This window comes from Microbispora sp. H13382 (assembly GCF_014161445.1).
Classification (GTDB): Bacteria; Actinomycetota; Actinomycetes; order Streptosporangiales; family Streptosporangiaceae; genus Microbispora.
Genome location: NZ_JABBXA010000024.1, coordinates 14,084 through 37,634, shown reverse-complemented (window position 1 = coordinate 37,634; position 23,551 = coordinate 14,084). Strand labels below are relative to the sequence as shown.

17 protein-coding genes are annotated in these 23,551 nt (G+C 71.8%); 8 read left to right on the top strand and 9 right to left on the bottom strand.

All coding sequences use genetic code 11. The features are described 5' to 3' along the window. Positions 1 to 40: 40 nt before the first annotated feature. On the bottom strand, positions 41 to 946 hold the full coding sequence (locus HHX41_RS34065) for a MerR family transcriptional regulator (protein ID WP_182909232.1): 906 nt from the start codon (positions 944 to 946) through the stop codon (positions 41 to 43). Between the two features lie 118 nt (positions 947 to 1,064). On the opposite strand from HHX41_RS34065, the gene HHX41_RS34060 reads away from it, so the two are divergent. From HHX41_RS34060 to HHX41_RS34025, 8 genes are all read left to right on the top strand, one after another. Then, positions 1,065 to 1,886, top strand: a complete 822-nt coding sequence (locus HHX41_RS34060; RefSeq protein WP_182909231.1) for an SAM-dependent methyltransferase — start codon at positions 1,065 to 1,067, stop codon at positions 1,884 to 1,886. Positions 1,887 to 2,034: 148 nt separating this feature from the next. Then, positions 2,035 to 2,472 (top strand): ester cyclase, encoded by a 438-nt coding sequence (locus HHX41_RS34055; protein WP_182909230.1) that lies wholly within the window; start codon positions 2,035 to 2,037, stop codon positions 2,470 to 2,472. Between the two features lie 17 nt (positions 2,473 to 2,489). Then, the gene (locus HHX41_RS34050) at positions 2,490 to 3,386 is read left to right on the top strand and encodes a LysR family transcriptional regulator (protein ID WP_310742309.1); all 897 of its coding nucleotides are present in this window, start codon (positions 2,490 to 2,492) and stop codon (positions 3,384 to 3,386) included. A 589-nt stretch (positions 3,387 to 3,975) separates the two neighbouring features. Further along, the gene (locus HHX41_RS34045) at positions 3,976 to 4,419 is read left to right on the top strand and encodes a DoxX family protein (protein WP_182909228.1); all 444 of its coding nucleotides are present in this window, start codon (positions 3,976 to 3,978) and stop codon (positions 4,417 to 4,419) included. A gap of 240 nt (positions 4,420 to 4,659) precedes the next feature. Continuing rightward, positions 4,660 to 7,404, top strand: coding sequence for a glycoside hydrolase family 9 protein (locus HHX41_RS34040; protein ID WP_182909227.1), 2,745 nt, complete (start codon positions 4,660 to 4,662; stop codon positions 7,402 to 7,404). Positions 7,405 to 7,417: 13 nt separating this feature from the next. Continuing rightward, positions 7,418 to 10,135, top strand: coding sequence for a glycoside hydrolase family 9 protein (locus tag HHX41_RS34035; RefSeq protein WP_182909226.1), 2,718 nt, complete (start codon positions 7,418 to 7,420; stop codon positions 10,133 to 10,135). A 63-nt stretch (positions 10,136 to 10,198) separates the two neighbouring features. Continuing rightward, complete coding sequence (locus tag HHX41_RS41315; protein WP_182909225.1) at positions 10,199 to 11,956, top strand: cellulose binding domain-containing protein; 1,758 nt, start codon at positions 10,199 to 10,201, stop codon at positions 11,954 to 11,956. 213 nt (positions 11,957 to 12,169) lie between these two features. After that, positions 12,170 to 12,928, top strand: coding sequence for a ribonuclease HII (locus HHX41_RS34025; RefSeq protein WP_169982168.1), 759 nt, complete (start codon positions 12,170 to 12,172; stop codon positions 12,926 to 12,928). A 67-nt stretch (positions 12,929 to 12,995) separates the two neighbouring features. Here HHX41_RS34025 and HHX41_RS34020 read toward each other — a convergent pair whose 3' ends face one another. The 8 genes from HHX41_RS34020 to HHX41_RS33985 all read right to left on the bottom strand — a co-directional run bounded on the left by HHX41_RS34020 (position 12,996) and on the right by HHX41_RS33985 (position 23,499). Further along, positions 12,996 to 14,036: a serine protease gene (locus HHX41_RS34020; RefSeq protein ID WP_182909224.1), complete on the bottom strand. Its 1,041-nt coding sequence runs from the start codon at positions 14,034 to 14,036 to the stop codon at positions 12,996 to 12,998. A gap of 246 nt (positions 14,037 to 14,282) precedes the next feature. Next, positions 14,283 to 14,708: an aspartate 1-decarboxylase gene (gene panD, locus HHX41_RS34015; protein ID WP_182909223.1), complete on the bottom strand. Its 426-nt coding sequence runs from the start codon at positions 14,706 to 14,708 to the stop codon at positions 14,283 to 14,285. An 87-nt stretch (positions 14,709 to 14,795) separates the two neighbouring features. Next, positions 14,796 to 15,395, bottom strand: coding sequence for a sarcosine oxidase subunit gamma (locus tag HHX41_RS34010; RefSeq protein WP_182909222.1), 600 nt, complete (start codon positions 15,393 to 15,395; stop codon positions 14,796 to 14,798). Continuing rightward, positions 15,388 to 18,240, bottom strand: a complete 2,853-nt coding sequence (locus HHX41_RS34005; protein WP_182909221.1) for a 2Fe-2S iron-sulfur cluster-binding protein — start codon at positions 18,238 to 18,240, stop codon at positions 15,388 to 15,390. The genes HHX41_RS34010 and HHX41_RS34005 overlap by 8 nt, the downstream gene beginning before the upstream one ends. Next, on the bottom strand, positions 18,237 to 18,515 hold the full coding sequence (locus HHX41_RS34000; RefSeq protein WP_182909220.1) for a sarcosine oxidase subunit delta: 279 nt from the start codon (positions 18,513 to 18,515) through the stop codon (positions 18,237 to 18,239). Before HHX41_RS34000 ends, HHX41_RS34005 begins: the two co-directional genes overlap by 4 nt. Positions 18,516 to 18,527: 12 nt before the next feature. After that, the gene (locus HHX41_RS33995) at positions 18,528 to 19,775 is read right to left on the bottom strand and encodes a sarcosine oxidase subunit beta family protein (RefSeq protein ID WP_182909219.1); all 1,248 of its coding nucleotides are present in this window, start codon (positions 19,773 to 19,775) and stop codon (positions 18,528 to 18,530) included. Beyond that, complete coding sequence (glyA, locus tag HHX41_RS33990; RefSeq protein ID WP_182909287.1) at positions 19,772 to 21,034, bottom strand: serine hydroxymethyltransferase; 1,263 nt, start codon at positions 21,032 to 21,034, stop codon at positions 19,772 to 19,774. Before glyA ends, HHX41_RS33995 begins: the two co-directional genes overlap by 4 nt. Positions 21,035 to 21,060: 26 nt before the next feature. Further along, complete coding sequence (locus HHX41_RS33985; protein ID WP_182909218.1) at positions 21,061 to 23,499, bottom strand: FAD-dependent oxidoreductase; 2,439 nt, start codon at positions 23,497 to 23,499, stop codon at positions 21,061 to 21,063. Positions 23,500 to 23,551 lie beyond the last annotated feature (52 nt).

The following is a 23,551-nucleotide window of genomic DNA, read 5'->3' as shown; positions in this document are numbered from 1 at the left end:
CGCGGCGGACCCGGACGGGATCAGATCCGCACTCCCAGCCTCAGGGATGGGCGCGGAGGGCCTCGAGAAGCCAGGCGAAGTCGTTCGCGTGGGACGGCTTGGGCTCCCGGCCGTTGATCACGGCCATGAGATGCCGGTAGCGCTCGGCCCCGGCGAACAGGCCGGCCTCCAGGCGCTCCCTGACGGCCGCCCGGCCGGCGGCGTCCATGTCGCCGAGCAGGCGGGCGACGACCTCGGCGGCCTCGGGCGATTCCGGGCGCACGCCGTTCTCGCGCGCCTCCCCGGCGATCCAGGCGACCTTCTTGGCGAACCACATGAAGGCCCCCGGCTCCTGTCCCGCCCGACCGCGAGTGTTCTGCTCCACCATGTCGCGCATGCGCCGCCGGAAGCCCGGGTCGCGTACGAGCCCGGCGAGCTCCACCCAGGCGTCCGCCTGCTCGGGCGTGGGGTCGTCCGGAAGATCGATCTCGGTGTGCCGCAGCCTGCGCCGCAGCTCGGGATCGGCGTCCAGGCCGCCGAAGACCTCGTCCACGAAGTCCTCGATGATTCGCCGCCGTTCCTCGGCGGACAGCCGTGCCAGGTCGTTCAACCGTTTCATCTCCTCCGTGCCGGACCGCCGCCTCGCGACGGCGCTGAGCACCGCACGCCGGAGCCGCAGGGTGCGGATCTGCGCGTCCAGTGCGCTGACGTGGACGGCGGCGACCTCGGCCAGGGTGACCCTCCGCTCCAGCACTCTGCGTACGTCGTCGAGGCCGAGGCCGAGCTCGCGCAGCGTCTTGACGAGCTCCAGCCGGGCCACGGCGCCCGCGTCGTAGAGCCGGTAGCCTCCCTCGCTCCGCCCGGCCGGCGGCAGCGCGCCGACGTCCGACCAGTACCGGATCGTGCGCACCGGCAGCCCGGTGCGGCGGGAGAGCCGTCCGATGGTGAACAGCCCCTCGTCGTCCATAAGCCCGAGTGTGGACCGTCCAGCGGCTGGAGACTCAAGCCCCCGGCCCGTACGGCTTTCGCGGCGCACGCCCGAGTATCTAAGGTGTGGGGTGATCAACTGACGGCAGGAGGACCGGGTGAGCGAAGTACCGGCGGACGGTCCCGGCGAGGAGCACCGTCCCAAGCTCGACACGAGCGTGCCCCACTCGGCACGCATCTGGAACTACTTCCTGGGCGGCAAGGACCACTTCACCGTCGACCGCGAACTCGGCGGGCAGATCCGGCAGGCGTACCCCGGCATCGTGGACATCGCCCGGCAGTCGCGGGGCTTCCTCGGCCGGGCCGTACGGCACCTGGCGGGCGAGGTCGGCATCCGGCAGTTCCTCGACATCGGCACCGGCCTGCCGACCGCCGACAACACGCACCAGGTGGCCCAGCGGGTGGCGCCGGAGTCGCGGGTCGTGTACGTCGACAACGACCCCCTGGTGCTGGTGCACGCCAACGCCCTGCTGACCAGCAGCCCGCCCGGCGTGACCGACTACATCGAGGCCGACGTACGCGAACCGGACAAGATCCTGCGGGCCGCGTCGAAGACGCTCGACTTCGGCGAGCCGGTGGCGCTCATGCTGCTGGGCATCATGGGCCAGGTGCTCGACGACGAGGAGGCGTACGGGATCGTGCGTCACCTCATGGACGCCCTGCCGTCCGGCAGTCATCTGGTGTTCGAGGACGGCACGAAGGTCGTCGCGCCCGAGGCGGCCGACGAGGCCGAGCGCATCCGCGCCGAGGGCGGCGACCCCTACCGGCTGCGGACGCCCGAGCAGTTCGCTCGCTTCTTCGACGGTCTCACGCTGCTGGAGCCGGGTGTGGTGTCGGTGTCGCGGTGGCGGCCCGAGCCCAGCCAGTTCGGGGAGGCGCCCGAGGTCGACGCGCTGTGCGGAGTCGCCCGCAGGCCCTGAACCCCCATGCCGACCCCGCTCCCATGCCGACCCCGCTCCCACGTCGACCGCGTGAGCCCTGAGCCCCCACGTGAGCCCCGGGCGCCGCGCCCCGGCGTCGAAACCCGTCGCCACGGGTAGGAGTTCCCGGACGGGAAACGGGAGGCGGATGGGCGAGATCAGCGCGTTGCTCGACGCGCTCACGGACGCGATCAGCTCCCAGGACGAGGAGCGGGTGCTCCGCTGCTTCGGCACGGACGCCGTCTTCGTCACGCCCGCGGGGGTGATGGAGGGTCACGAGCAGATCGGGTGGTACTTCCGGCAGCTCTTCACGGCGTTCCCCGACATGCACAACGAGACCACCACACGAACCGTCCTCGACGACACCATCGTCGTGGAGTGGACGTTCAGCGGCACCCACACCGGCGTGCTGCTGCTGCCGGGCGGCACGGAGATCACGGGCACCGGCCGCCGCGTGGTTTTCCCGGCGGCGGGCGCCTACACGATGGGCGACGACGGCGTGTTCGCCAGCGGGCGGGTCTACTACGACCAGTTGGCGTTCTACCGCCAGACGGGCTGCGACCTGCGTCTGCGCCGGGCCGTCTGATCTCCCCATACTTGAGCGTGGACTCCGGCCCGCCGCTGCGCGACATCGGCTGCTTCTCCGTCGTCGCCCGGCATCTCAGCTTCTCCCGCGCCGCCGCCGAGCTGGGCGTCTCCCAGCCCGCCGCGAGCCAGGCCGTCGGCCGTCTCGAGCGCGCGCTCGGGGTCCGCCTGTTCGAGCGGACGAGCCGGGAGGTCCACCTGTCGCCGGCCGGGAAGGCGCTGCTGCCGTACGCCGAGGCGTTGCTGGAGTCGGCGGCCGCCTTCTCGGCCGAGGCGAGACGGCTCGCGGCACCGGAGGGCGACGGTGTCCGCCTGGCCTATCCCCCGCTCACCGGCGGCCTCGCGGCGCGGATCGCCCGCCGGATGGCGCGCCGCGATCCTCCGGCCGAGGTGGAGCTGCGCCCGGCCGGCCGCGCCGCCGCCGTCGCGGCCCTCGCCGCCGGCGAGGTGACCGCGGCCATCCTCGCGGCGCCCTTCCCGCGGGAGCTGACCACGGTCGCCCGTTTCCACGTGCCCGTCGGTCACCTGGCCGTACCGGCCGGAGACCCGCTCGCCGGCCTGCCCCGCCTGCAGCCCGAGCGGCTCGCGCGGCATCGCGTGCTGATGCCGCGCGAACGCCCGCCCGGCGGGGTATGGGCACGGCTGGCCGCCCGCCTCGGGCCGCACCGGCAGCACGTGGTGGCCGACGAGATCGACGACTTCGCCGCCGCGCTCGACCTGGTCGCGGCCGGCGTCGGCCTGCTGCCCACTCCGCTCCTGGTCGTCACGTCCGTCCGCAGGGACGATGTCGCCTTCGTCCCCCTGGACGCGGGCGACCTCCGCCTGACCTACGCGCTCGCCTGGCGGGGCGAACGGCTGTCGCCCGGGTTGATGGCACTCGTACGGACAGCGCAGGAGTGCCTGTGGACGAGGTAGCCCGCGCGCACCCCCGCGATGACGGACGGTGACAGTCGCAGCACGGAAGGGGATCCGCGAGAAAGTTTCACGCGGTCTCCCGGAATTAGGCGGACCGCCCGTCAGAAGAAGCGGCAGGTGACCGGGGTGCCGTCACGCGTCCGCCGACGCCACGTGGCAACAACCTGACGGAGAATTACTTGAAGTCTTGACTAGGGGTACCCCTATAAGCAATCTTGGGGCTACGCCGCCCCACGCGTATTCACCGTTGAATAAGCGAGTCGCGGCCACCGTGGTCCATGGGCGAAACACCGCACCATCAACGACGATGCTGCTCGTTCCAGGCTTTGACCAGGAAATCCGCGCCTTTTGGCGCAGGACCGCGCGGCTTCCTGCCGCCGGACGTCCAATTCGCCGACAATGTGAGCCACGGGACGGCGGAAATGACGGCCGGTTTACTGAACTCTGACTATCGATAGGCGACGGCCGGAGTTCCTCTTTCCCTTCCGCCGGTTTCCGCTTTTCCGGCGCGTTCTCATGGGCCTGCCCGCAGCGCGATCGCGCGTACGCGGCGAGGCCCTCCCGGCAGGCACGACAAGAAGGTGATCACATGAAATCGGACCAGATCCGCGAACCAGTCCTCTCGCTGTTCCGCATCGTGACGGGGCTGCTGTTCGTCTGCCACGGCGCGGCGACGATCTTCGGCGTGCTGGGCGGCAACCGCGGAACCGGCCATGCCGTGGCGTTCGGCACGTGGCCGAGCTGGTGGGCGGCGGCCATCCAGCTGGTGTTCGGGACGCTCGTCCTCGCCGGGCTGCTCACCCGTGTCAGCGCGCTGCTCTGCTCGGGCTCGATGGCGTACGCCTACTTCGTGGTCCACGCGCCGCAGAACCTGTTCCCGCTCCTGAACGGCGGCGAGGCGGCGGCCATGTTCTGCTGGTCGTTCTTCCTCATCGCCGTCTTCGGGCCCGGCGCCTGGGCGCTCGACACGCTGATCCACCGGATGCGGCACCACGACGTCGAGGCATACTCGCCCGCCCCGGTGCAGGCGTAGCCGGCCGAGCCGCCGCCCGCCGTCGTCCCCGCCGGCGGGCGGCGAGCTGAAAGTTTCAGCTCCGCGACATGCCCCCGGCCGCTCTGACCTGGCCGTACGGGTCCGTGACCGGAGCGTGCTTGGATCGCGCTACCTCGCGTACGCACCATCCGGGCGGGAGCCCTCCCGAGATCGTCCCGCCCGTTCCGGGGCGGCCCCGCACGCACGGGGCCGGCCCGTCGTCCTTCCGAGGGGCACGTGATGCGACTACCGCGACGGCTGCTGAGCGCGAGCACGGCGACCGCACTGGCCGGCGCCCTGCTGGCCGTCACCGCGACCTCCACCCCCGTCTCGGCCGCCTCCTTCAATTACGGGGAGGCGCTGCAGAAGTCGTTCCTCTTCTACGAGGCGCAGGAATCGGGGCACCTGCCGTCCGGCAACCGGGTGACCTGGCGGGCCGACTCGACCGTCAACGACGGGAAGTCCGCGGGGGTGGACCTGTCGGGCGGCTTCTACGACGCCGGCGACCACGTGAAGTTCGGCTTCCCGATGGCGTCCATGACCACCACCCTGGCGTGGGGCGGCGCGGACTACCGGGCGGCGTACGAGCGCTCGGGCCAGTTGCCGTACCTGCTGCGCACGCTCCGGCAGTCGAACGACTACTTCATCCACGCCCATCCCGAGCCGAACGTCCTGTACGTGCAGGTCGGCGACGGCGGCGAGGACCACTCCTACTGGGGCGCGCCGGAGACCGTCGAGGCCAAGGGCCACAAGCGACCGGTCTACAAGATCACCGCGTCGTGCCCGGGCACCGACGTCGCCGCCGAGACCGCCGCCGCGATGGCCGCCTCGTCGGTCGTCTTCCGGCCGACCGACCCGGCGTACGCCGACACGCTGCTCACCCACGCCAAGCAGCTGTTCACGTTCGCCGACACGACCAAGGGCACGAACGGCCGCGACACGGCGTACGTGAACTGCGTCAGCGCCGCGCAGGGCTTCTACAACTCCACCGGCGAGGGCGGCCAGGTCGAGGGTGCCACGAAGATGTACTGGGACGAGCTGGCCTGGGCCTCCGTCTGGCTCTACCGGGCCACCGGCACCGCGAGCTACCTCTCCCGGGCCCGCGAGTTCTACCCCAAGATGGGCACGCAGGAGGACCCGGGGAGCAACGGCGTACAGGTGCCGGTGTTCAACTTCGGCTTCGGCTGGAACGACAAGCAGTACGCCGTCTACGAGCAGATGGCCGAGCTGACCGGCGAGCAGAAGTACGCGGACGACGTCCGGCGCTACCTCGACTACTGGACGGTCGGCTACAAGGGCAAGAAGGGCACGGTCACCCCGGGTGGCCTCGCCTACATCTTCTACTGGGCCTCGCTGCGCATGGCCGCCAACACGGCCTTCGTCGCGATGAGGTACGCCGACTTCCTCGGCTCCGGTGACCCGCTCTACACGCGCTACCACGACTTCGGCAAGCGCCAGGTCGACTACGCGCTCGGCGACAACCCGCGCCGCTCCAGCTACATGATCGGCTTCGGGACCAACCCGCCGCGCAACCCGCACCACCGCGGCGCGCACGGCGCCTGGACCAACGGCGGCCCCGACAGCGAGCCCGCCGTCAGCAGGCACGTCCTGTACGGCGCCCTCGTGGGCGGCCCGGACGGCGCCGACGCCTACACCGACAGCCGCGGCGACTACGTGAAGAACGAGGTCGCGCTCGACTTCAACTCCGGCATAACCAGCTCGCTCGCCGTCCTCTACGGCAAGTACGGCGGCTCCCCCCTGGCCACGCTGCCGCGCGAGACGCCCGACGGCCCCGAGTTCTATCTGGAGCCGACGATCACCCACACGACCCGGGAGACGGCGGCCAAGACGTTCGTCATCAACAAGTCGGCCTGGCCGGCGACCGTGCTCGACAAGGCGAAGTTCCGCTACTACTTCACCCTCGACGGCTCGACCACGGCGAGCCAGGTCACGGTGAGCACGTCCTACACGCAGTGCAAGCAGCCCACCGGGCCGCACCTGCTGGAGGGGCGCACCTACTACGCCGAGGTCGACTGCACCGGGACGCTCATCTTCCCGGGCGGCCAGTCGGAGTTCCGCCGCGAGGTGCAGCTGCGCGTCGGCGTGGCCGACGGCGCGGCCTGGGACCCGTCCAACGACTGGTCGGCCAAGGGCGCGGACCACATGACCCTGTACGGCAACGACGGCCGCCTCATCTGGGGCACGCCGCCCGGCGCCGAGCCCTCGCCCGGCGTCTCGCCGTCGATCTCCCCCTCGGCCTCGCCCTCGGCATCCCCATCCGCCTCGCCTTCCCCGCAGGACACCACGCCGCCGACCCAGCCCACGAATCTGCACGTGTGCGATTACCACTTCCAGGGCGCGGTCCCCATGTGCTGGAACGCCTCGACCGACGACTCCGGATACGTCGAATACGACGTCTACATCCAGCAGGGCACCGGATTCGTCAAGTTCGGGTCGACCACGCAAAGGATCTACTACGCGGGCGGCCTGAGGCCCGGGGACCAGTACACGTTCTACGTGGTGGCCAGGGACGCGGCCGGCAACACCAGCCAGCCCTCGGCCACGCTGACCGCGACCGCCCAGAGCGGCCTGCCCTCACCCAGCCCCTCACCGAGCCCGTCCCCCTCGCCCAGCCCGTCCCCGTCTCCCAGCCCGTCTCCCTCGGCCGGCGCCGGCTGCACGGTGACGTACGCGGCCAACGACTGGGGCGGCGGGTTCACCGCGACCATCACGATCGCCAACACCGGCACCACCCCGATCAACGGCTGGACCCTGAAGTTCACCTTCCCCGGCACCCAGAAGATCAGCCCACCCGGCTGGTCGGCCACCTGGACCCAGACCGGAACCAACGTCACCGCCACCAACCTCGACTGGAACAAGGCCATCAACCCCGGCCAGTCCACCCAGATCGGCTTCCAGGGCACCTACACCGGCGCCAACCCCAAGCCGACCGCCTTCACCCTCAACGGAACCACCTGCTCCTGAGACGAGGCCTTCGATGAGACTGCTGTCCCTGGGCGGGGTGACCGCGGTGCTGGCCGCCCTGCTCGTGCCCGGGTCCACGCCCGCGCAGGCCGCGGGGTCGTACAACTACACCGAGGCCCTGCAGAAGTCGATCTACTTCTACGAGGCGCAGCAGTCGGGCAGGAAGCCCGACTGGAGCCGCGTCGAGTGGCGCGGCGACCGCACGCTCAACGACGGCAAGGCGGCCGGGGTGGACCTGTCCGGCGGCTGGTACGACGCGGGCGACCACGTCAAGTTCGGCTTCCCGATGGCGTTCACCACGACGATGCTGGCCTGGGGGGTGGTCGAGAACCGGTCTGGGTACGGCACCCAGCTCACGCCCATGCTGAACAACCTGAAGTGGGCCACCGACTACCTGATCGCCGCCCACCCCGAACCGGAGACGTTGTACGTCCAGGTGGGCGACGGCAGCGTGGACCACGCGTACTGGGGCCCGCCCGAGGTGATCGACATCAAGGGCATGTCGCGGCCCGTCTACAAGATCACGCCGACCTGCAAGGGCACCGACGTCGTCGCCGAGACCGCCGCCGCGATGGCGGCCTCCTCGATGGCCTTCCGCCAGACCGACCCGGCGTACGCGGACACGCTGCTGACCCACGCCAGGCAACTGTTCACGTTCGCCGACACGACCAAGGGCACGAACGGCCAGGACACGGCGTACACGAGCTGCGTGCCGGGCATCTCCGGCTACTACAACTCGACCTGGGAGGGCGCCGCCGACCATCCGGGCGCGACCAAGATGTACTGGGACGAGCTGGCCTGGGCGGCCGTGTGGCTCTACCGGGCCACCGGCACCGGCAGTTACCTGGACAAGGCCCGCGAGTTCTACCCGAAGATGGGCAGCGAGCCCGACGTGGGCCAGGGCGCGGGCGGCACCACCGTGCCCGCGTACACCTTCGGGCTGGGGTGGAACGACAAGGAGTACGGCGTCTACGCCCTGATGGCGACGCTCACCGGTGAGCAGAAGTACACGGACGACGTCCGGCGCTACCTCGACTACTGGACGGCCGGATACAAGGGCAAGAAGGGGCCGGTCACCCCCGGCGGCCTCGCCTACATCTTCAACTGGGCCTCGCTGCGCATGGCGCTGAACACCGCCTGGGTGGCCCTGGTCTACGCCGACCATCTCGGGCCCGGCGACCCGCTCTACGCGCGCTACCACGACTTCGCCAAACGGCAGGTCGACTACGCGCTCGGGGACAATCCCCGCCGTTCCAGCTACATGGTCGGCTTCGGGACCAACCCGCCCACGCACGTGCACCATCGCGCGGCCAGCGGCCAGTACCTCGGCTACATGAGCGACACCACCGGCCCGAACCTGCACGTCCTGTACGGCGCGCTCGCCGGCGGCCCCGACCAGGCCGACGCCTACACCGACAGCCGTACGGACTACGTCCGCAACGAGGTGGCGATCGACTACAACTCCGGCATCACCAACGTGCTCGCGCGCTTCGCGAAGGAGTACGGCGGGACGCCGGTGGCGGGCTTCCCCGCGCCGGAGGAGAAGTACCAGGAGATCCGCGCCGAGACCGGCAACATCTACACCGGCGTGGACGGCACGTCCATGACCGTCACCATCACCAACACGTCGAACTGGCCACCGCGCGTGCTCCAGTCGGGCAAGGCGCGTTACTACTTCACACTGGACGGCTCCACCTCGATCTCGCAGGTGAAGGTGACCGGCGGCGACAGCAACGGCTGCACGGTCAGCGGGCCGGCGTCCGCCGGGGAGCGCACCTACTACGCCGAAGTGGACTGCACCGGCAAGCCGATCTACCCCGGCGACGCGCAGCTCTACAAGCGGGGCACGCAGTTGCGGATCTCGGTGCCGAACGGCGCGGCCTGGGACCCGGCCAACGACTGGTCGGCGTCGGCGGCCTCCCACGTGCCGGTGTACGACGGGAACACGCTGGTCTGGGGCACCCCACCCGGCGGCACCGCCTCCCCGTCGCCTTCGCCGTCCCCCTCGCCTTCGCCGTCCCCCTCCCCCAGCCCGTCGCCGTCCTCCTCGCCGTCTCCGGTGGACTCCACGCCGCCGAGCGCGCCCACCGGGCTGCGGGTCTGCGGGGCGGACTTCGAGAACGCGGTGCCGATGTGCTGGACCGCCTCGACCGACGACACCGGGGTCGCGGGCTACGACGTGTACATGAAGCAGGGCGCCGGCTTCACCAAGATCGGCTCATCGACGATGACCCTCTACGTCGCGGAGAGGCTGGTCGCCGGCACGAGCTACACGTTCTACGTGGTGGCCAGGGACGCCGCCGGCAACACCAGCCAGCCCTCGGCCACGCTCACCGCGACCGCCCAGAGCGGCCTGCCCTCACCCAGCCCCTCGCCCAGCCCGTCCCCGTCTCCCAGCCCGTCTCCCTCGGCCGGCGCCGGCTGCACGGTGACGTACGCGGCCAACGACTGGGGCGGCGGGTTCACCGCGACCATCACGATCGCCAACACCGGCACCACCCCGATCAACGGCTGGACCCTGAAGTTCACCTTCCCCGGCACCCAGAAGATCAGCCCGCCCGGCTGGTCGGCCACCTGGACCCAGACCGGAACCAACGTCACCGCCACCAACCTCGACTGGAACAAGGCCATCAACCCCGGCCAGTCCACCCAGATCGGCTTCCAGGGCACCTACACCGGCGCCAACCCCAAGCCGACCGCCTTCACCCTCAACGGCACCACCTGCTCCTGATCCCGCCGACGGCCCGGCGCGTCCCCGATGCGCCGGGCCGCCCCCATCGGAAAGGTGAACCACATGCCCGTCAAGGGTCTCCGTCCGGCCGCAGCGATCCTGGGCGCCGGCCTCGCGCTCGCCGCGTCCGCCGCGCCTGCCGTGGGCACCGCGGACACCACACCGCCCAGCGTGCCGGGAACGCTGTTCCACTGCCCGCTGCCCGCCGCGCCCGGGTCGGGCCTCGGCATCGGTGTGTCGCTGTGCTGGGGCGCCGCGACCGACGACGTCGGGGTGACCGGCTACGACGTCCAGGTCAAGCAGGACGGCGTCTTCACGGCCATACGTACGACGGCCAGCACGGGTTCCATCGTCAGCGGCCTCACCCTTGGGCAGTTGTACACGTTCCGGGTCATCGCCAGGGACGCGGCCGGGAACGCCGGCCCGCCGTCCAACGAGGTGACGCAGGCCGCGAACTATCTCAGCGGCATGTCGCCGTCCGCTCCCCCGCCCAGCCCGACGTCCCCGGCCGACCGGACCCCGCCGAGCGCGCCGACCGGGCTGCGGGTCTGCGGGGCGGACTTCACGAACGCGGTGCCGATGTGCTGGAACGCCTCGACCGACGACACCGGCGTCACGGGCTACGACGTGTACATGAAGCAGGGCACCGGCTTCACCAAGATCGGCTCGACCACCATGACCCTCTACGCCGCGGACGGACTGGTCGCCGGCACGAGCTACACGTTCTACGTGGTGGCCAGGGACGCCGCCGGCAACACCAGCCAGCCCTCGGCCACGCTCACCGCGACCGCCCAGAGCGGCCTGCCTTCACCCAGCCCGTCCCCGGCCGACCGGACCCCGCCGACCCGTCCGGGGAGCGTGCAGCCGTACGACGTCTATGTCAACGGCGCCGCGGGTCTCATGTGGACCCGCTCGACGGACAACGTGGCGGTCTCCGGCTACGACGTGTACGCCTGGATCGACGGCGCCTTCAGCAAGGTGCCTGCCCAAATCTTCAACCAGTCCGACGACAAGGTCCTCGCGGTCGTGGACGACCTCACTCCCGGACGCGACTACCTGTTCTACGTCGTGGCGAAGGACGCCGCGGGCAACCTGAGCGGGCCCTCCGACCTGGTCCGCCAGCGGGCCATGGTGGAGCCCCCCGGCGCCAGCCCGAGCCCGGGGACCGACACCACGCCTCCCGGCATGCCGACAGGGCTGACCGCCTCGAGCGGGATGTCCGTGCCCGGCGGGGTCTTCCTGTCCTGGAACACCGTCAGCGACAACAGCGGCGTCCCGCCCCTTTACGACCTGTTCCGGCGGACCGACCACGGCTACGCCTACGAGGGCGAGAACGCCACTCCCCGCGATATCGTCACCGGCCTCGAAGGCGGCCAGTCGTACACCTTCCAGGTCGTGGCCCGCGACGCCGCCGGCAACCTGAGCCTCCCCTCGGCGCCGTACACCGCCGTCGCGCAGCCCGGCGCGACATCCTCGCCCAGCCCGTCCCCGTCGTCCGACGCCGAGTGCAGGGTGACGTACGCGCCCACCACCTGGGGCGGCGGGTTCACCGTGGCCGTGACGATCGCCAACACCGGCACCACCGCGATCAACGGCTGGAGCCTGGCGTTCGCCTTCCCCGGCACCCAGAAGATCACCCCGCCCGGCTGGTCGGCCACCTGGACCCAGACCGGAGCGAACGTCACCGCCGCCAACCTCGACTGGAACAAGACCATCAAGCCCGGTCAGTCAGTCCATATCGGCTTCAACGGCACCTACACCGGCGCCAACCCCACGCCGATCGCCTTCACGCTCAACGGCACCGCCTGTACGACGTCCTGACCGCTCCCCGCGGCCCGGCCGCCCCCCGTGGGCGCCGCCGGGCCGCCGGTGGCCGCTCTCTCCCGGACGGCACAGCCCGAGGCCGTCCACGGGATGACCACCGGCTGGAGCCGGCCGGTGCGCGCACCTGCCGTGGCGGGTCGACATCTACGAGATCGGCGATTCGGACTGGACTGCCGGGATCGGCGTGCGGGCTCCTGGAATGATGGCGGGATGACCGACGCCTTGCCCGGGCTTGACCCCGCCGACTCCGTGCCCGCCGTCCCGCCACGGCGGGCGGCCGGATACGAGATCGAGAACGAACTGCGTGCCGCGGGGGCGGTCCACATCGCGGGCGTGGACGAGGTCGGCCGCGGCGCGTGGGCGGGCCCGGCGGTGGTCTGCGCCGCCGTCACCGCCTTCGGCCCGCCGCCCGAGCTGCCGGGACGCGGGGAGCGCACGGTCCGGCTGACCGACTCCAAGCTGCTCGGCCCGGCGCAGCGTGAGGCGTTCGCCGCGGTCCTGCCCGACTGGCTCACCTGTCACGCGTACGGCGAGTCGGGCCCGGAGGAGATCGACGAGGTCGGCATGACCGAGGCGCTGCGCCGGGCCGCGTGCCGGGCGCTGGAGGCCCTGCCGCTGCGGCCCGACGTCGTGCTCCTCGACGGCGCGCACGACTTCCTCGGCCGGCCGTGGCGGGTGCGGTGCGAGGTCAAGGCCGACCAGCGCTCGGTGTCGGTGGCCGCCGCGTCGGTGCTGGCCAAGGTCCACCGCGACCGGCTGATGGCGGAGATCGGCCAGGAGCACCCGGCGTACGGCTTCGCCGCCAACGCGGGCTATCCCTCCCCCGTCCACCAGCAGGCGCTGGCGGAGACGGGCCCGACACCTCACCACCGCCTGTCGTGGTCCTACCTCGACGACCTGCCCCGGTGGCGGCACCTGCGCAAGCACCGTGACCCCCTCGCGGGCTCCGGCCAGATGACCCTCCTCTGACGCCGCGCCCTGAGCGCTGTCGCTTCCCGCGAAGCCGACGCAGCCGACGCAGCCGTGGAACGGACGGCTACGCGATGGAGCCGGTCCAGAGATTGGCGGCTACGGAGTAGACCCCGTGCACCTCGCCGTCGAAGTAAGGGGAGACGCTGGTGTCGTACCTGTTGTCGCCGTCGGTGTCGGAGACGCTGATCGTCACGCCGTTGAGATAGCCGACGCGGGCGTCGTCGCTGTAGCGGTACAGCCACGAGGAGCCGAGGGAGCCTTCACCGGTGAAGGGGGAGTCGACCCCGACGGGCTGGTCGGCGGGAAGGTCGAGGAGCCTCATGGCGAACGTCGATCCGGTGGAGCGCTCGAGGGTCTTGCCCGCAAAGGGCCGGGTCCCGTCGGGGTTGAGACCGGCCGGGTAGCCGAAGACGTCGACCGAGGAGGCCGTCGGCTGGTTGTAGGCGAGCCCCTGCCCGCCCACGTTGTCGCCCAGTCGCCCGCTGTCGGTCAGCACGCCGGAGGACGACGAGACGACACCGTTGTACACGTTCACGAAGGCGACGTCGCGATCGTAGTCACCGTACACGCCGAAGTCGTAATGGACCACGGCCTGCTTTCCGACGTACAGCACCCCCGGGTTCTTGCCACCGGAGTAGCCGGGCACGAAGACCCACTTGCCGAGCGTGCCGCCACTGCGCTCGATGTCGTACAGGCAGTGACCGGCGGTGGCCACCACGTTGCGGTAGGCCGCCTGCACGGCGGTGCCCGTGCACCAGTGCGGCTGACCGTCGGCGCCGACGAAGAACACCTTGCCCGAGGTCGTGGGCGTCTTCGTCTTCTTCTGGAGCGCGTTTTGGGACGGCGCGACAAGGCCGGGCCTGCCGTCCGCGACGACGGCGGTGGTCGCGCGTTCCCCGTGGACCACGGTCTGCACGGCGTACGGCGTGGCGTTCTGCAGGTTGGCCCCCGCGTCGGCCAGCCAGAACGCCGCGACCTGCTGAGCGGTCGGAACGTCGGAGGCCAGGGGCGCCGTCACCACGCTCGCGGCCCCAGCCGGAGCGGAAACGACCGCGGTGCCCAACAGTCCCACGCCGATGCCCAACGCCGCCAGTGCGCGCCTCATAGTCGATCTCCCATTCGGTCGTCGGGACCGTCGAGGCCCCCGTCAGACTGGACCAGCGGCCGGCGGATCAGCGCGGCCGACGAGACGGAAGATCATAATGCTCAACACCGATCCCGCAAAAGCGGAATTAGATACCTTGCCACCCCGCTGTCGGCGATTCCGTCCGATAGAGGTCATCCTTCGGAGGCGGGACAGACGGGCTTCCTGCCCGCGCGGCGGAAGTGGCGAGACGCGCTGACCTCCGGGTCAGGGAAGGGCGGGCGGGGCGATGTCGCCGGGGACCAAACCCGTGCCGTCGGGGACGGCGGCGGGGTCGTCGCCCACGTGGATCGGCCTGTTGTCGCGGTCGACGAAGACGACGCGCGGCTTCAGCGCCTTGACCTCCTCCTCGGCGACCAGCGCGTACGCGATGATGATCACGAGGTCGCCGACCGAGATGAGGCGGGCGGCGGCGCCGTTGATACCGATGACGCCGGAGCCCGCCGGGCCCTCGATGACGTACGTGGACAGGCGGTTGCCGTTGTCGATGTCGACGATGTCGACCTTCTCACCCTCGACGAGGTTCGCCTCGGCCATCAGGTCCGCGCTGATCGTCACCGAGCCGACGTAGTGCAGATCGGCCTGCGTGACGGTGGCGCGGTGGATCTTCGACTTCATCAGCGTGCGGAACATGATCTCCCACCGGGGTGCGGACGGCCCTCCTTACGAGCGCCCTCGATGGTATGTCACGTGCCTCCCCGGCAGGACCACCGCCCGTCGTCAGGCCGGAGCGGCCTCTCCGGCCGGGGGCGTGACGTACTCGAGGGACGCGTCGAGCAGCCACTCCGCGACGTACGCGGCGAAGGACGAGCGGACCAGCATCCGGAAGCCGTCCTCGCCGGCGACCAGGACAACGCCCGCCCTGGCCAGCGTGGTCTGGGCGCACCGGCCCGGGCCGAACACCCGGGGATGCAGGTCCAGCGCGCAGCCGTGGGCCAGCACGTCCCGCGCCCGCTCCCCGGCGACCACCAGGGTGGTGCGCTGCGCCGACACGTCGACGACCGACACGGGCTCGCCGGCCGCCGCCTCGGTGAGCCGCTCCACCAGCCCCGGGGCGGCGCCGTCCGGGCCCAGCAGCAGCCACTCGTCCGGCCCCAGCCACAGCACGGTCAGGTCGCCGCCGCGCACGGCCGTGCCCGGCTCCAACGGCAGTGGCACGCCGATCGCCGTCCCGATCCGCTCGGCCGCCGGGCTCTTGGGGTCCACCCGGAGGTCGATCTGGGTCAGGAAGGGGATCTCGGCCAGGCGCGGGCCGCCGCCCGCGCTCGCCGCCTCGAACCTGGCCGCGAACGCCGCGGCCGGACTCCTGCGTTCAGCCATCGCGGCGCGCTCCTTCCGGGTCGTACAGGACGTGGGAGGTCACGGTGACGGGCACCAGGTCCGCCCCCACCGGCGCGTACAGCCGCTCGCCGGCCCGCTCGCGCCCGCCGCTCACCAGCGCGAGCGCGAACGTACGGCCGAGCGCGGCACTGCGGTAGCTGGAGGTGACGAAGCCCAGCGTCGGCACCGGAGGCTCGGGCAGCGACGACGTCGCCACGAGGTGGGCGCCCTCGGGCAGCAGCACGCCGGGGTCCTCGGGCAGCAGGCCGACCAGGTGCTTGCGGTCGGGCCTGGAGGTGTCCGCCCGGGCGAAGGACCGCTTGCCGACGAAGTCGGCCTTCTTCTTCGAGACGATCCACTCCATGCCGAGGTCCTGCGGGGTGACCGTGCCGTCGGTGTCCTGGCCGACGATGGGGAACCCCTTCTCGGCGCGCAGGACGTGCATGGTCTCGGTCCCGTACGGCGTGACCTCGCCGGACGCCATGACGGCCTCCCACAGGGCGAGCCCCGACCAGGAGGACACGTTGATCTCGTAGGCCAGTTCGCCGGAGAAGCTGATCCGGCAGACCCGTGCCTCGATCCCGGCGACCTCGGTGTCCCGCCAGGTCATGAACGGGAAGCTGTCGTTGTCCACCGCGAGACCCGGAGCGAGCCGCGCCAGCACCTCGCGGGAGCGCGGCCCGACGAGCGCCACGGTCGCCCACTGCTCGGTGACCGAGGTGCAGTGCACCCGCAGGTCCGGCCACTCGGTCTGCAGCCACTCCTCCATCCAGTCGAGCACCGCCGCCGCGTTGCCTGTGGTCGTGGTGACGAGGAAGCGGTCGTCCGCCAGGCGGATGACGGTGCCGTCGTCGAAGACCATGCCGTCGGCGCGGCACATCACGCCGTAGCGGATGGACCCGGCCCTGAGCGTGCTCATCATGTTCGTGTAGAGCCGGTCGAGGAACACGGCCGCGTCGGGACCGACCACGTCGATCTTCCCGAGCGTGGAGGCGTCCATCGCCGCGACGTCCTCACGCGCCGCCCGGCACTCTCGCAGCACGGCGGCCTCCATGTCCTCACCCGGGTCCTCACCCGGCCGCGGGTAGTACCAGGGCCGCTTCCACTGGCCGACGTTCTCGAACAGCGCCCCGCGCGCGACGTGCCACTCGTGCATCGCCGTGACGCGGACCGGGTCGTGCAGCGGCCCCCGGTCCCGGCCCGCCAGCGCGGCGAACGAGACCGGCGTGTACGGCGCGCGGAACGTCGTGGTCCCGAGCTCGGCGACCTCGACGCCGAGCGCGTGCGCCACCACGCCGCTGGTCAGCAGCCCGGACGTCTTGCCCTGGTCGTGCGCCGTGCCCGCCGTGGTGTAGCGCTTGACGTGCTCGACCGAGCTGAGGCCCGCGCCGACCGCGCGCAGCACCTCCCCCACCGTGACGTCCCGCTGCAGGTCCACGAAGTGCGTTCCGTAGTCGCCGCTCTCCACGAGCCACAGGTGCTCGGCGGGCGCGGCGGGAGGCTCCTCGCCGACGGCCGGCACGGCGATCTCGGACGGCACGGCGAGGCCGGCGGCCGACAGCGCGCGGCGGCCCGCCTCGGCGCCGTCCTCCAGGCAGCCGCGCAGCGTCGTCACGCCCCGGGCGAAGCCGGCGGCCTCGACCGCCTGGCGCGCCTCGCCGGGCGTGAACGCGCCCAGCCCCTCGTCGTACCGCAGCGTGCCGCCCGACTGGCTGAACAGGTGCACCACCGGCGACCAGCCGCCGGACACGAGCAGCAGGTCGGCGGGGATCTCCCGGGTCTCGCCGCCGGCGCCCTGTGTTTTCGAGCGCGGAGCGGTCTCGACCGAGGACACCTCGCCCTCGCCTCTGGCGGCGGTGACCACGTGACCGGTCAGGACCTCGATGCCGCGCTCGGCGCAGCGCGCCGCCCACGCCTCGCCGGGGGCCTGCCGTACGTCGGCGATCGCGGCGATCTCCACCCCGGCGTCGGCGAGGTCGAGCGCCGCGGCGTAGGCGCTGTCGTTGGTGGTGAACACCACCGCCCGGCGCCCGGGCAGGACCCGGTGCCGGTTCGCGTAGGTGCGGGCCGCGCCGGCCAGCATCACGCCGGGCAGGTCGTTCCCGGCGAAGGCGACGAACCGCTCGTGGCCGCCGGTCGCCAGCACCACCCGCTTCGCCCGGATGCGCCAGACGCGCTCGCGCGCCATCTCGGCGGGGGCCGCGGCGCCCAGGTGGTTCGTCCGGCGCTCCACCGCAATGACGTAGTTGTCGTCGTAGTGACCGAGCACCGTGGTGCGGCCCAGCACGCGCGCCTCCGGCAGTGCGGCCAGCGCGGCGACCTCCCCGGCCGCCCACTCGCGGCCCGGCCTGCCGTCCAGCGTCTCGGCCGTGCCGAGCAGGCTGCCGCCCGGCTCGGGCCGCTCGTCGGCCAGGATCACCCGGGCGCCGGCCCGCGCGGCCACGCCCGCGGCGGCGATGCCCGCCGGTCCCGCCCCCACGACGAGCACGTCGCAGTGGGCGTGCACGGCGTCGTAGCGCGCCGGGTCGGGGCGGTCGGCCAGCCTGCCCTGTCCCGGCAGGCCCGTGGCGACCAGGCCGTCGTACAGCTCGACGGTCGTCGCCTGGAGCATGGGCTCGGGGAAGGGCTCCTCGATCTGGACGAGCGCGTTCGGTTCCTCGCAGCCCGCTGCGTACACGCCGCGCGGGCGGCCGAGCCTGATGCTGCTCGCCACCGCGCGCACGCCGTTGGCCAGCAGCGCCGAGGCCAGCGTGTCGCCCTCCAGTCCCTCGTACTCCTGGCCGTCGAACCGGAAGCGCAGGACCCGCCCGGTCGCCCCCTCACGACGGTACGGCTGTCCACTCATGCGATCACCGGCCGCGGCTCGCCCACGCGGTAGACGGCGTGGATCTCGTTGGTGGCGGTGTCCCGTACGGCGTTGAACCAGCGGCGGCACCCGGCGGTGTGGCTCCACCGCTCCGCGAACAGGCCCTTGGGATTGTCGCGGAAGAACAGGTAGCGGGCCCACTCCTCGTCGGACAGGGCGGCCGGGTCCTCCGGATAGGCGACGTGGGCCTGCCCCCCGTAGTGGAACTCGGCCTCGTCCCGCGGCCCGCACCACGGGCAGGGAATCAGCAGCATTTCGACTCCGTGTTAATGCGCGACGGCGGCGGCGCCGTGCTCGTCGACGAGCTTTCCTGTGGTGAACCGCTCGAGGGAGAAGGGGGCGTTGAGCGGGTGCGGCTCGCCGGTGGCGACCGTGTGGGCGTAGCACCAGCCGACGCCCGGGGTGGCCTTGAACCCGCCGGTTCCCCAGCCGCAGTTGACGTACAGGTCCTCGACGGGGGTGAGCCCGACGATCGGCGAGGCGTCGGGGGTCACGTCCACCACGCCGCCCCAGGTCCGCAGCACGTGCGCCCGCGCGAAGACCGGGAACAGCTCCAGCGCGGCCGACATCTGCCGCTCGATGACGTGGAACGCGCCCCGCTGTCGGTAGGAGTTCGCCGCGTCGATGCCCGCTCCCATGACCAGCTCGCCCTTGTGCGCCTGGCTCACGTAGACGTGGACCGCGTTCGACATGACGACGGTGGGGTGCACCGGCTCCAGCAGCTCCGACACCAGCGCCTGCAGCGGGTGGCTCTGCAGCGGCAGCGACACCCCCGCGTATCCGGCGACGACCGAGGAGTGCCCGGCGGCGGCGAGCGCGACCTTCCCTGCCGCGATGGGGCCGCGCGTGGTCTGGACGCCGGTCACCCGGCCGTCGCGCACGTCGAGGCCGGTCACCTCGCAGTGCTCGATCATGTCGACCCCGAGGTCGGCCGCGGCCTTCGCGAAGCCCCAGGCGACGTAGTCATGCTTGGCGATGCCGGCCCGCGGCTGGTAGGTGCCGCCGAGCACGGGGTAGCGCACGTCCGGGGAGATGTCGACGATCGGGCAGACCTCCTTGACCTGCTCCGGCGTCAGCCACTCGGCGTCCACGCCGTTGAGCCGGTTGGCGTTGACCCGGCGCACGCTGTCGCGCACGTCCTGCAGGCTGTGGGCGAGGTTGAGCACACCGCGCTGGCTGAACAGCAGCGGGTAGCCGAGGTCCTCCTCCAGCCCCTCCCACAGCTTCAGCGCGTGCTCGTAGATGCCCGCGCTCTCGTCCCACAGGTAGTTGGACCGGATGATCGTGGTGTTGCGGGCCATGTTGCCGCCGGCGAGCCAGCCGCGCTCCAGCACCGCGACGTCGGTGATGCCGTGGTTCTTGGCCAGGTAGTAGGCCGTGGCCAGGCCGTGGCCGCCGCCGCCGACGATGACCACGTCGTACGCGCGCTTCGGCTCGGCCGGGCTCCACAGCCGGTCGGGGTGGTCCGGCAGGTCGACGCCCGGTGGTCGGGTGGTGCGAGCGCGGGGGCTCATCGGGCCTCCCCGACACCCGGGTAGAGGGGGTGCTTGGCGGCGAGCGCCTCGACCCGGGCACGCAGCGCGGCCAGGTCCGCTTCGGGCTGGAGCACCCGCGCGATCACGTCGGAGACCTCCTCGAACTCGGGGCGGGCGAAGCCCCGGGTGGCCAGGGCCGGGGTGCCGATCCGCAGCCCCGAGGTGACCATCGGGGGCCGGGGGTCGAACGGCACCGCGTTGCGGTTGACCGTGATCCCGGCCTCGTGGAGCCGGTCCTCGGCCTGCCTGCCGTCCAGTGCGGACTCGCGCAGGTCGGCCAGCACCAGGTGGACGTCCGTCCCGCCGGACAGCACGCGTACGCCCGCCTCGGCGGCGTCGGGGGCGAGCAGCCGCTCGGCGAGGATCCGGGCGCCCTCCAGCGTGCGGCGCTGCCGGTCGCGGAACCACTCCCCCGCCGCGATCTTGAACGCGACGGCCTTGGCCGCGATGACGTGCTCCAGCGGGCCGCCCTGCTGACCCGGGAACACCGACGAGTTGATCTTCTTGGCCAGGTCCTCGGCGGACAGGATGACCCCGCCCCTGGGCCCGCCGAGCGTCTTGTGCGTGGTCGTGGTGACGACGTGCGCGTGCGGGACCGGCGACGGGTGCAGCCCCGCCGCGACCAGCCCGGCGAAGTGCGCCATGTCCACCATCAGGTACGCCCCGACCTCGTCGGCGATCCGCCGGAACGCGGCGAAGTCGAGGTGACGGGGGTAGGCCGACCAGCCCGCGATGATCAGCTTGGGCCGGTGCTCACGGGCGAGCCGCTCGACCTCGTCCATGTCCACGAGGCTGTCGCTCTCGCGCACGTGGTAGGCCACGACGTTGTAGAGCCGTCCGGAGAAGTTGATCCGCATGCCGTGGGTGAGGTGGCCGCCGTGCGCGAGGTCGAGGCCGAGGATCGTGTCGCCCGGCTCCAGCAGCGCGGACATGGCCGCCGCGTTGGCCTGCGCCCCCGAGTGGGGCTGCACGTTGGCGGCCTCGGCGCCGAACAGCGCCTTCACCCGGTCGATCGCCAGTCGCTCGATCACGTCGACGTGCTCGCAGCCGCCGTAGTAGCGCCTGCCCGGGTAGCCCTCGGCGTACTTGTTGGTGAGCACCGAGCCCTGCGCCTGCATCACCGAGACCGGCGCGAAGTTCTCCGAGGCGATCATCTCCAGGGTGGACCGCTGGCGGCGGGTCTCCTCGCCGATCGCCGCCGCCACCTCCGGGTCGGTCTCGGCGAGCGGCGCGTCCATCACCGAATCGTTCACTTCAGTCCTCACTAGCTGCGCAGCCGTTCCATGGCGGGGTCGAACAGGGGCTCCTCGGCGACCACGGCGGTCACCCGCCGGTCGAAGTAGCCGATCTCCAGCGTGCGTCCAGGCGTGGCCAGCTCGGCGGGCAGCCAGGCATAGGCGATGCCCTTGCCGATCGTGTAGCCGAAGGCCGCGCTGGTGACGTAGCCGACGGCGCTCTCGCCGTCGTACACCGGCTCCTTGCCCATGACCACCTGGGCGGGGTCGTCGATGGTCAGGCAGGCGAGACGGCGGCGCACGTTCTCCTTGCGCCGCTCCAGGGCCTCGCGGCCGATGAAGTCGCCCTTGTCGAGCTTCACCGCGAAGCCGAGCCCCGCCTCGTACGGGTCGTGCTCGAAGGTCATGTCGGCGCCGAAGGACCGGTAGCCCTTCTCCAGCCGCAGGCTCGCGAAGGCGCCGCGCCCGCCGGCGATGACGCCGTACTGCTGCCCCGCCTCCCAGAGCGTGTCCCACAGCTTGGCGCCCAGGTCGGCGGTGGTGTAGAGCTCCCAGCCCAGCTCGCCGATGTACGACAGCCGCAGCGCGGTGACCGGCACCGTGCCGATGTACGCCTTCTTCGCGCGGAAGTAGCGGAAGCCCTGGTTGGAGAAGTCGGCGTCGGTCAGCGGCTGGACGAGGTCGCGGGCGCGGGGCCCCCAGACGCCGAGGCAGCAGGTGCCGGCCGTGATGTCGCGGACCATCACCGAGCCGTCCGCGGGCAGGTGACGGTGGAACCAGTCGAGGTCGAGGTTGCCGTTGGCGCCGACCTGGAACTCGTCGCGGCCCAGCCGGGCGACGGTCACGTCGCTGCGGATGCCGCCGTCGGTGTCGAGCAGCAGGCAGTAGGTCACCGAGCCGACCGACTTGTCCATCTGGCCGGTCGTCAGCCGCTGCAGGAAGGCCAGGGCGCCGGGCCCCGCGACCTCCAGCCGCTTCAGCGCGGTCATGTCGTACAGCGCGACGGACTCGCGGGACGCCCGGGCCTCCGCGCCGACGATCGGCGACCAGTAGCGCGCCGCCCAGTCGCCGGGCGTGGGGATGTCGCGGCCCTCCAGCAGGCGGGCGTTGGCGCCGTACCACTGCGGCCGCTCGTACCCGACGGCCTCCAGAAAGAACGCGTCCAGCTCGCGCTGGCGGGTGTGGAAGGGGCTGAGGCGCAGCGGCCGCGGCTCCTCCATCGGCTGGAGCGGGTGGATGATGTCGTAGACCTCGACGAAGTTCTGGCAGTCGCGGGCCAGCACGTAGTCGGGGGCGAGCTGGTGCGGCTCGAACCGGTTGACGTCGCACTCGTGCAGGTCGAAGGACGAGCAGTGGCCGTCGACCAGCCACTCGGCCATCGCCTTGCCGACGCCGGCGGAGTGGGTCACCCAGACCGCCTCGGCGACCCAGAAGCCCTTCACGTCCGGGGACTCGCCCATGAGGGGCATGTGGTCCTGGGTGAAGGAGAACAGTCCGTTGATGCCCTCGTCGATCTTCGCGGCCCGGGTGCCGGGCAGCAGCCGCTGCGTCTCGCTCCAGGCGTCCTCGAAGTCCTCCGGCGTGAACGTGAGCACCGACGGCATGACCTCGGCCTCGTCCACCGACAGCAGGTCCTCGGGCTTGACCGGCATCGGGCGGTGCCCGTAGTAGCCGATGCCGACGCCGTCGAACCGCTGGCGGTAGTAGAGGTCGGCGTCCTGGTGCCGCAGGATCGGCAGCGTCGCCTCCTCCTCGCGTCCCGCCAGGTCGGGCACCTGGCCGGTCCAGGCGAGCTGGTGCGCGAGCGGGGTCAGCGGCAGCGGCATTCCGACCATTCCGGCGACCTTCGGCCCCCAGATGCCGGCGCAGCAGACCACGACGTCGGCGGCGATCTCGCCCTGGTCGGTCACCACGCCGGCCACCCGGCCGTCCTCGGTGCGGACGTCGAGCACCTCGTGCCGCTCCAGCACGCGTACGCCACGGGACTGGGCCCGCCTGAGCTGCGCCTCGACCGCGCGTACGGCCTTGGCGACGCCGTCGGTGGGGATGTGCAGGCCGCCGAGCACGACGCCGGGGTCGAGCAGGGGGAAGAGCCCGGCGCATTCGGCGGAGGTGAGCAGGCGCGACTCGACGCCCCAGGACGTGGCCCAGCCGTGCCTGCGGTGCAGTTCGGCGAGCCGCTCCGGGCTGGTCGCGACCTCCAGGCCGCCGACCTGGAGGAAGCAGGGCTCGCCGTCGAGGTCGAGCGAGCAGAACTTCTCGACGGTGTAGCGGGCCATCTGGGTCATGGTCTTCGAGCCGTTGATCTGGAAGACCAGTCCCGGCGCGTGCGAGGAGGAGCCTCCGGTCGCGGGCACCGGGCCCTGGTCGACCACCGTAACGTCCGTCCAGCCTCGGAGTGACAGTTCGTCGGCGAGCGCCGCACCGACGACGCCTGCTCCGATGATGACGACGCGCGGGCCCGTCATACCCACCTCCGATGTTGCATAATTCGCAACGTTATGCGCTTAACGCAACAAG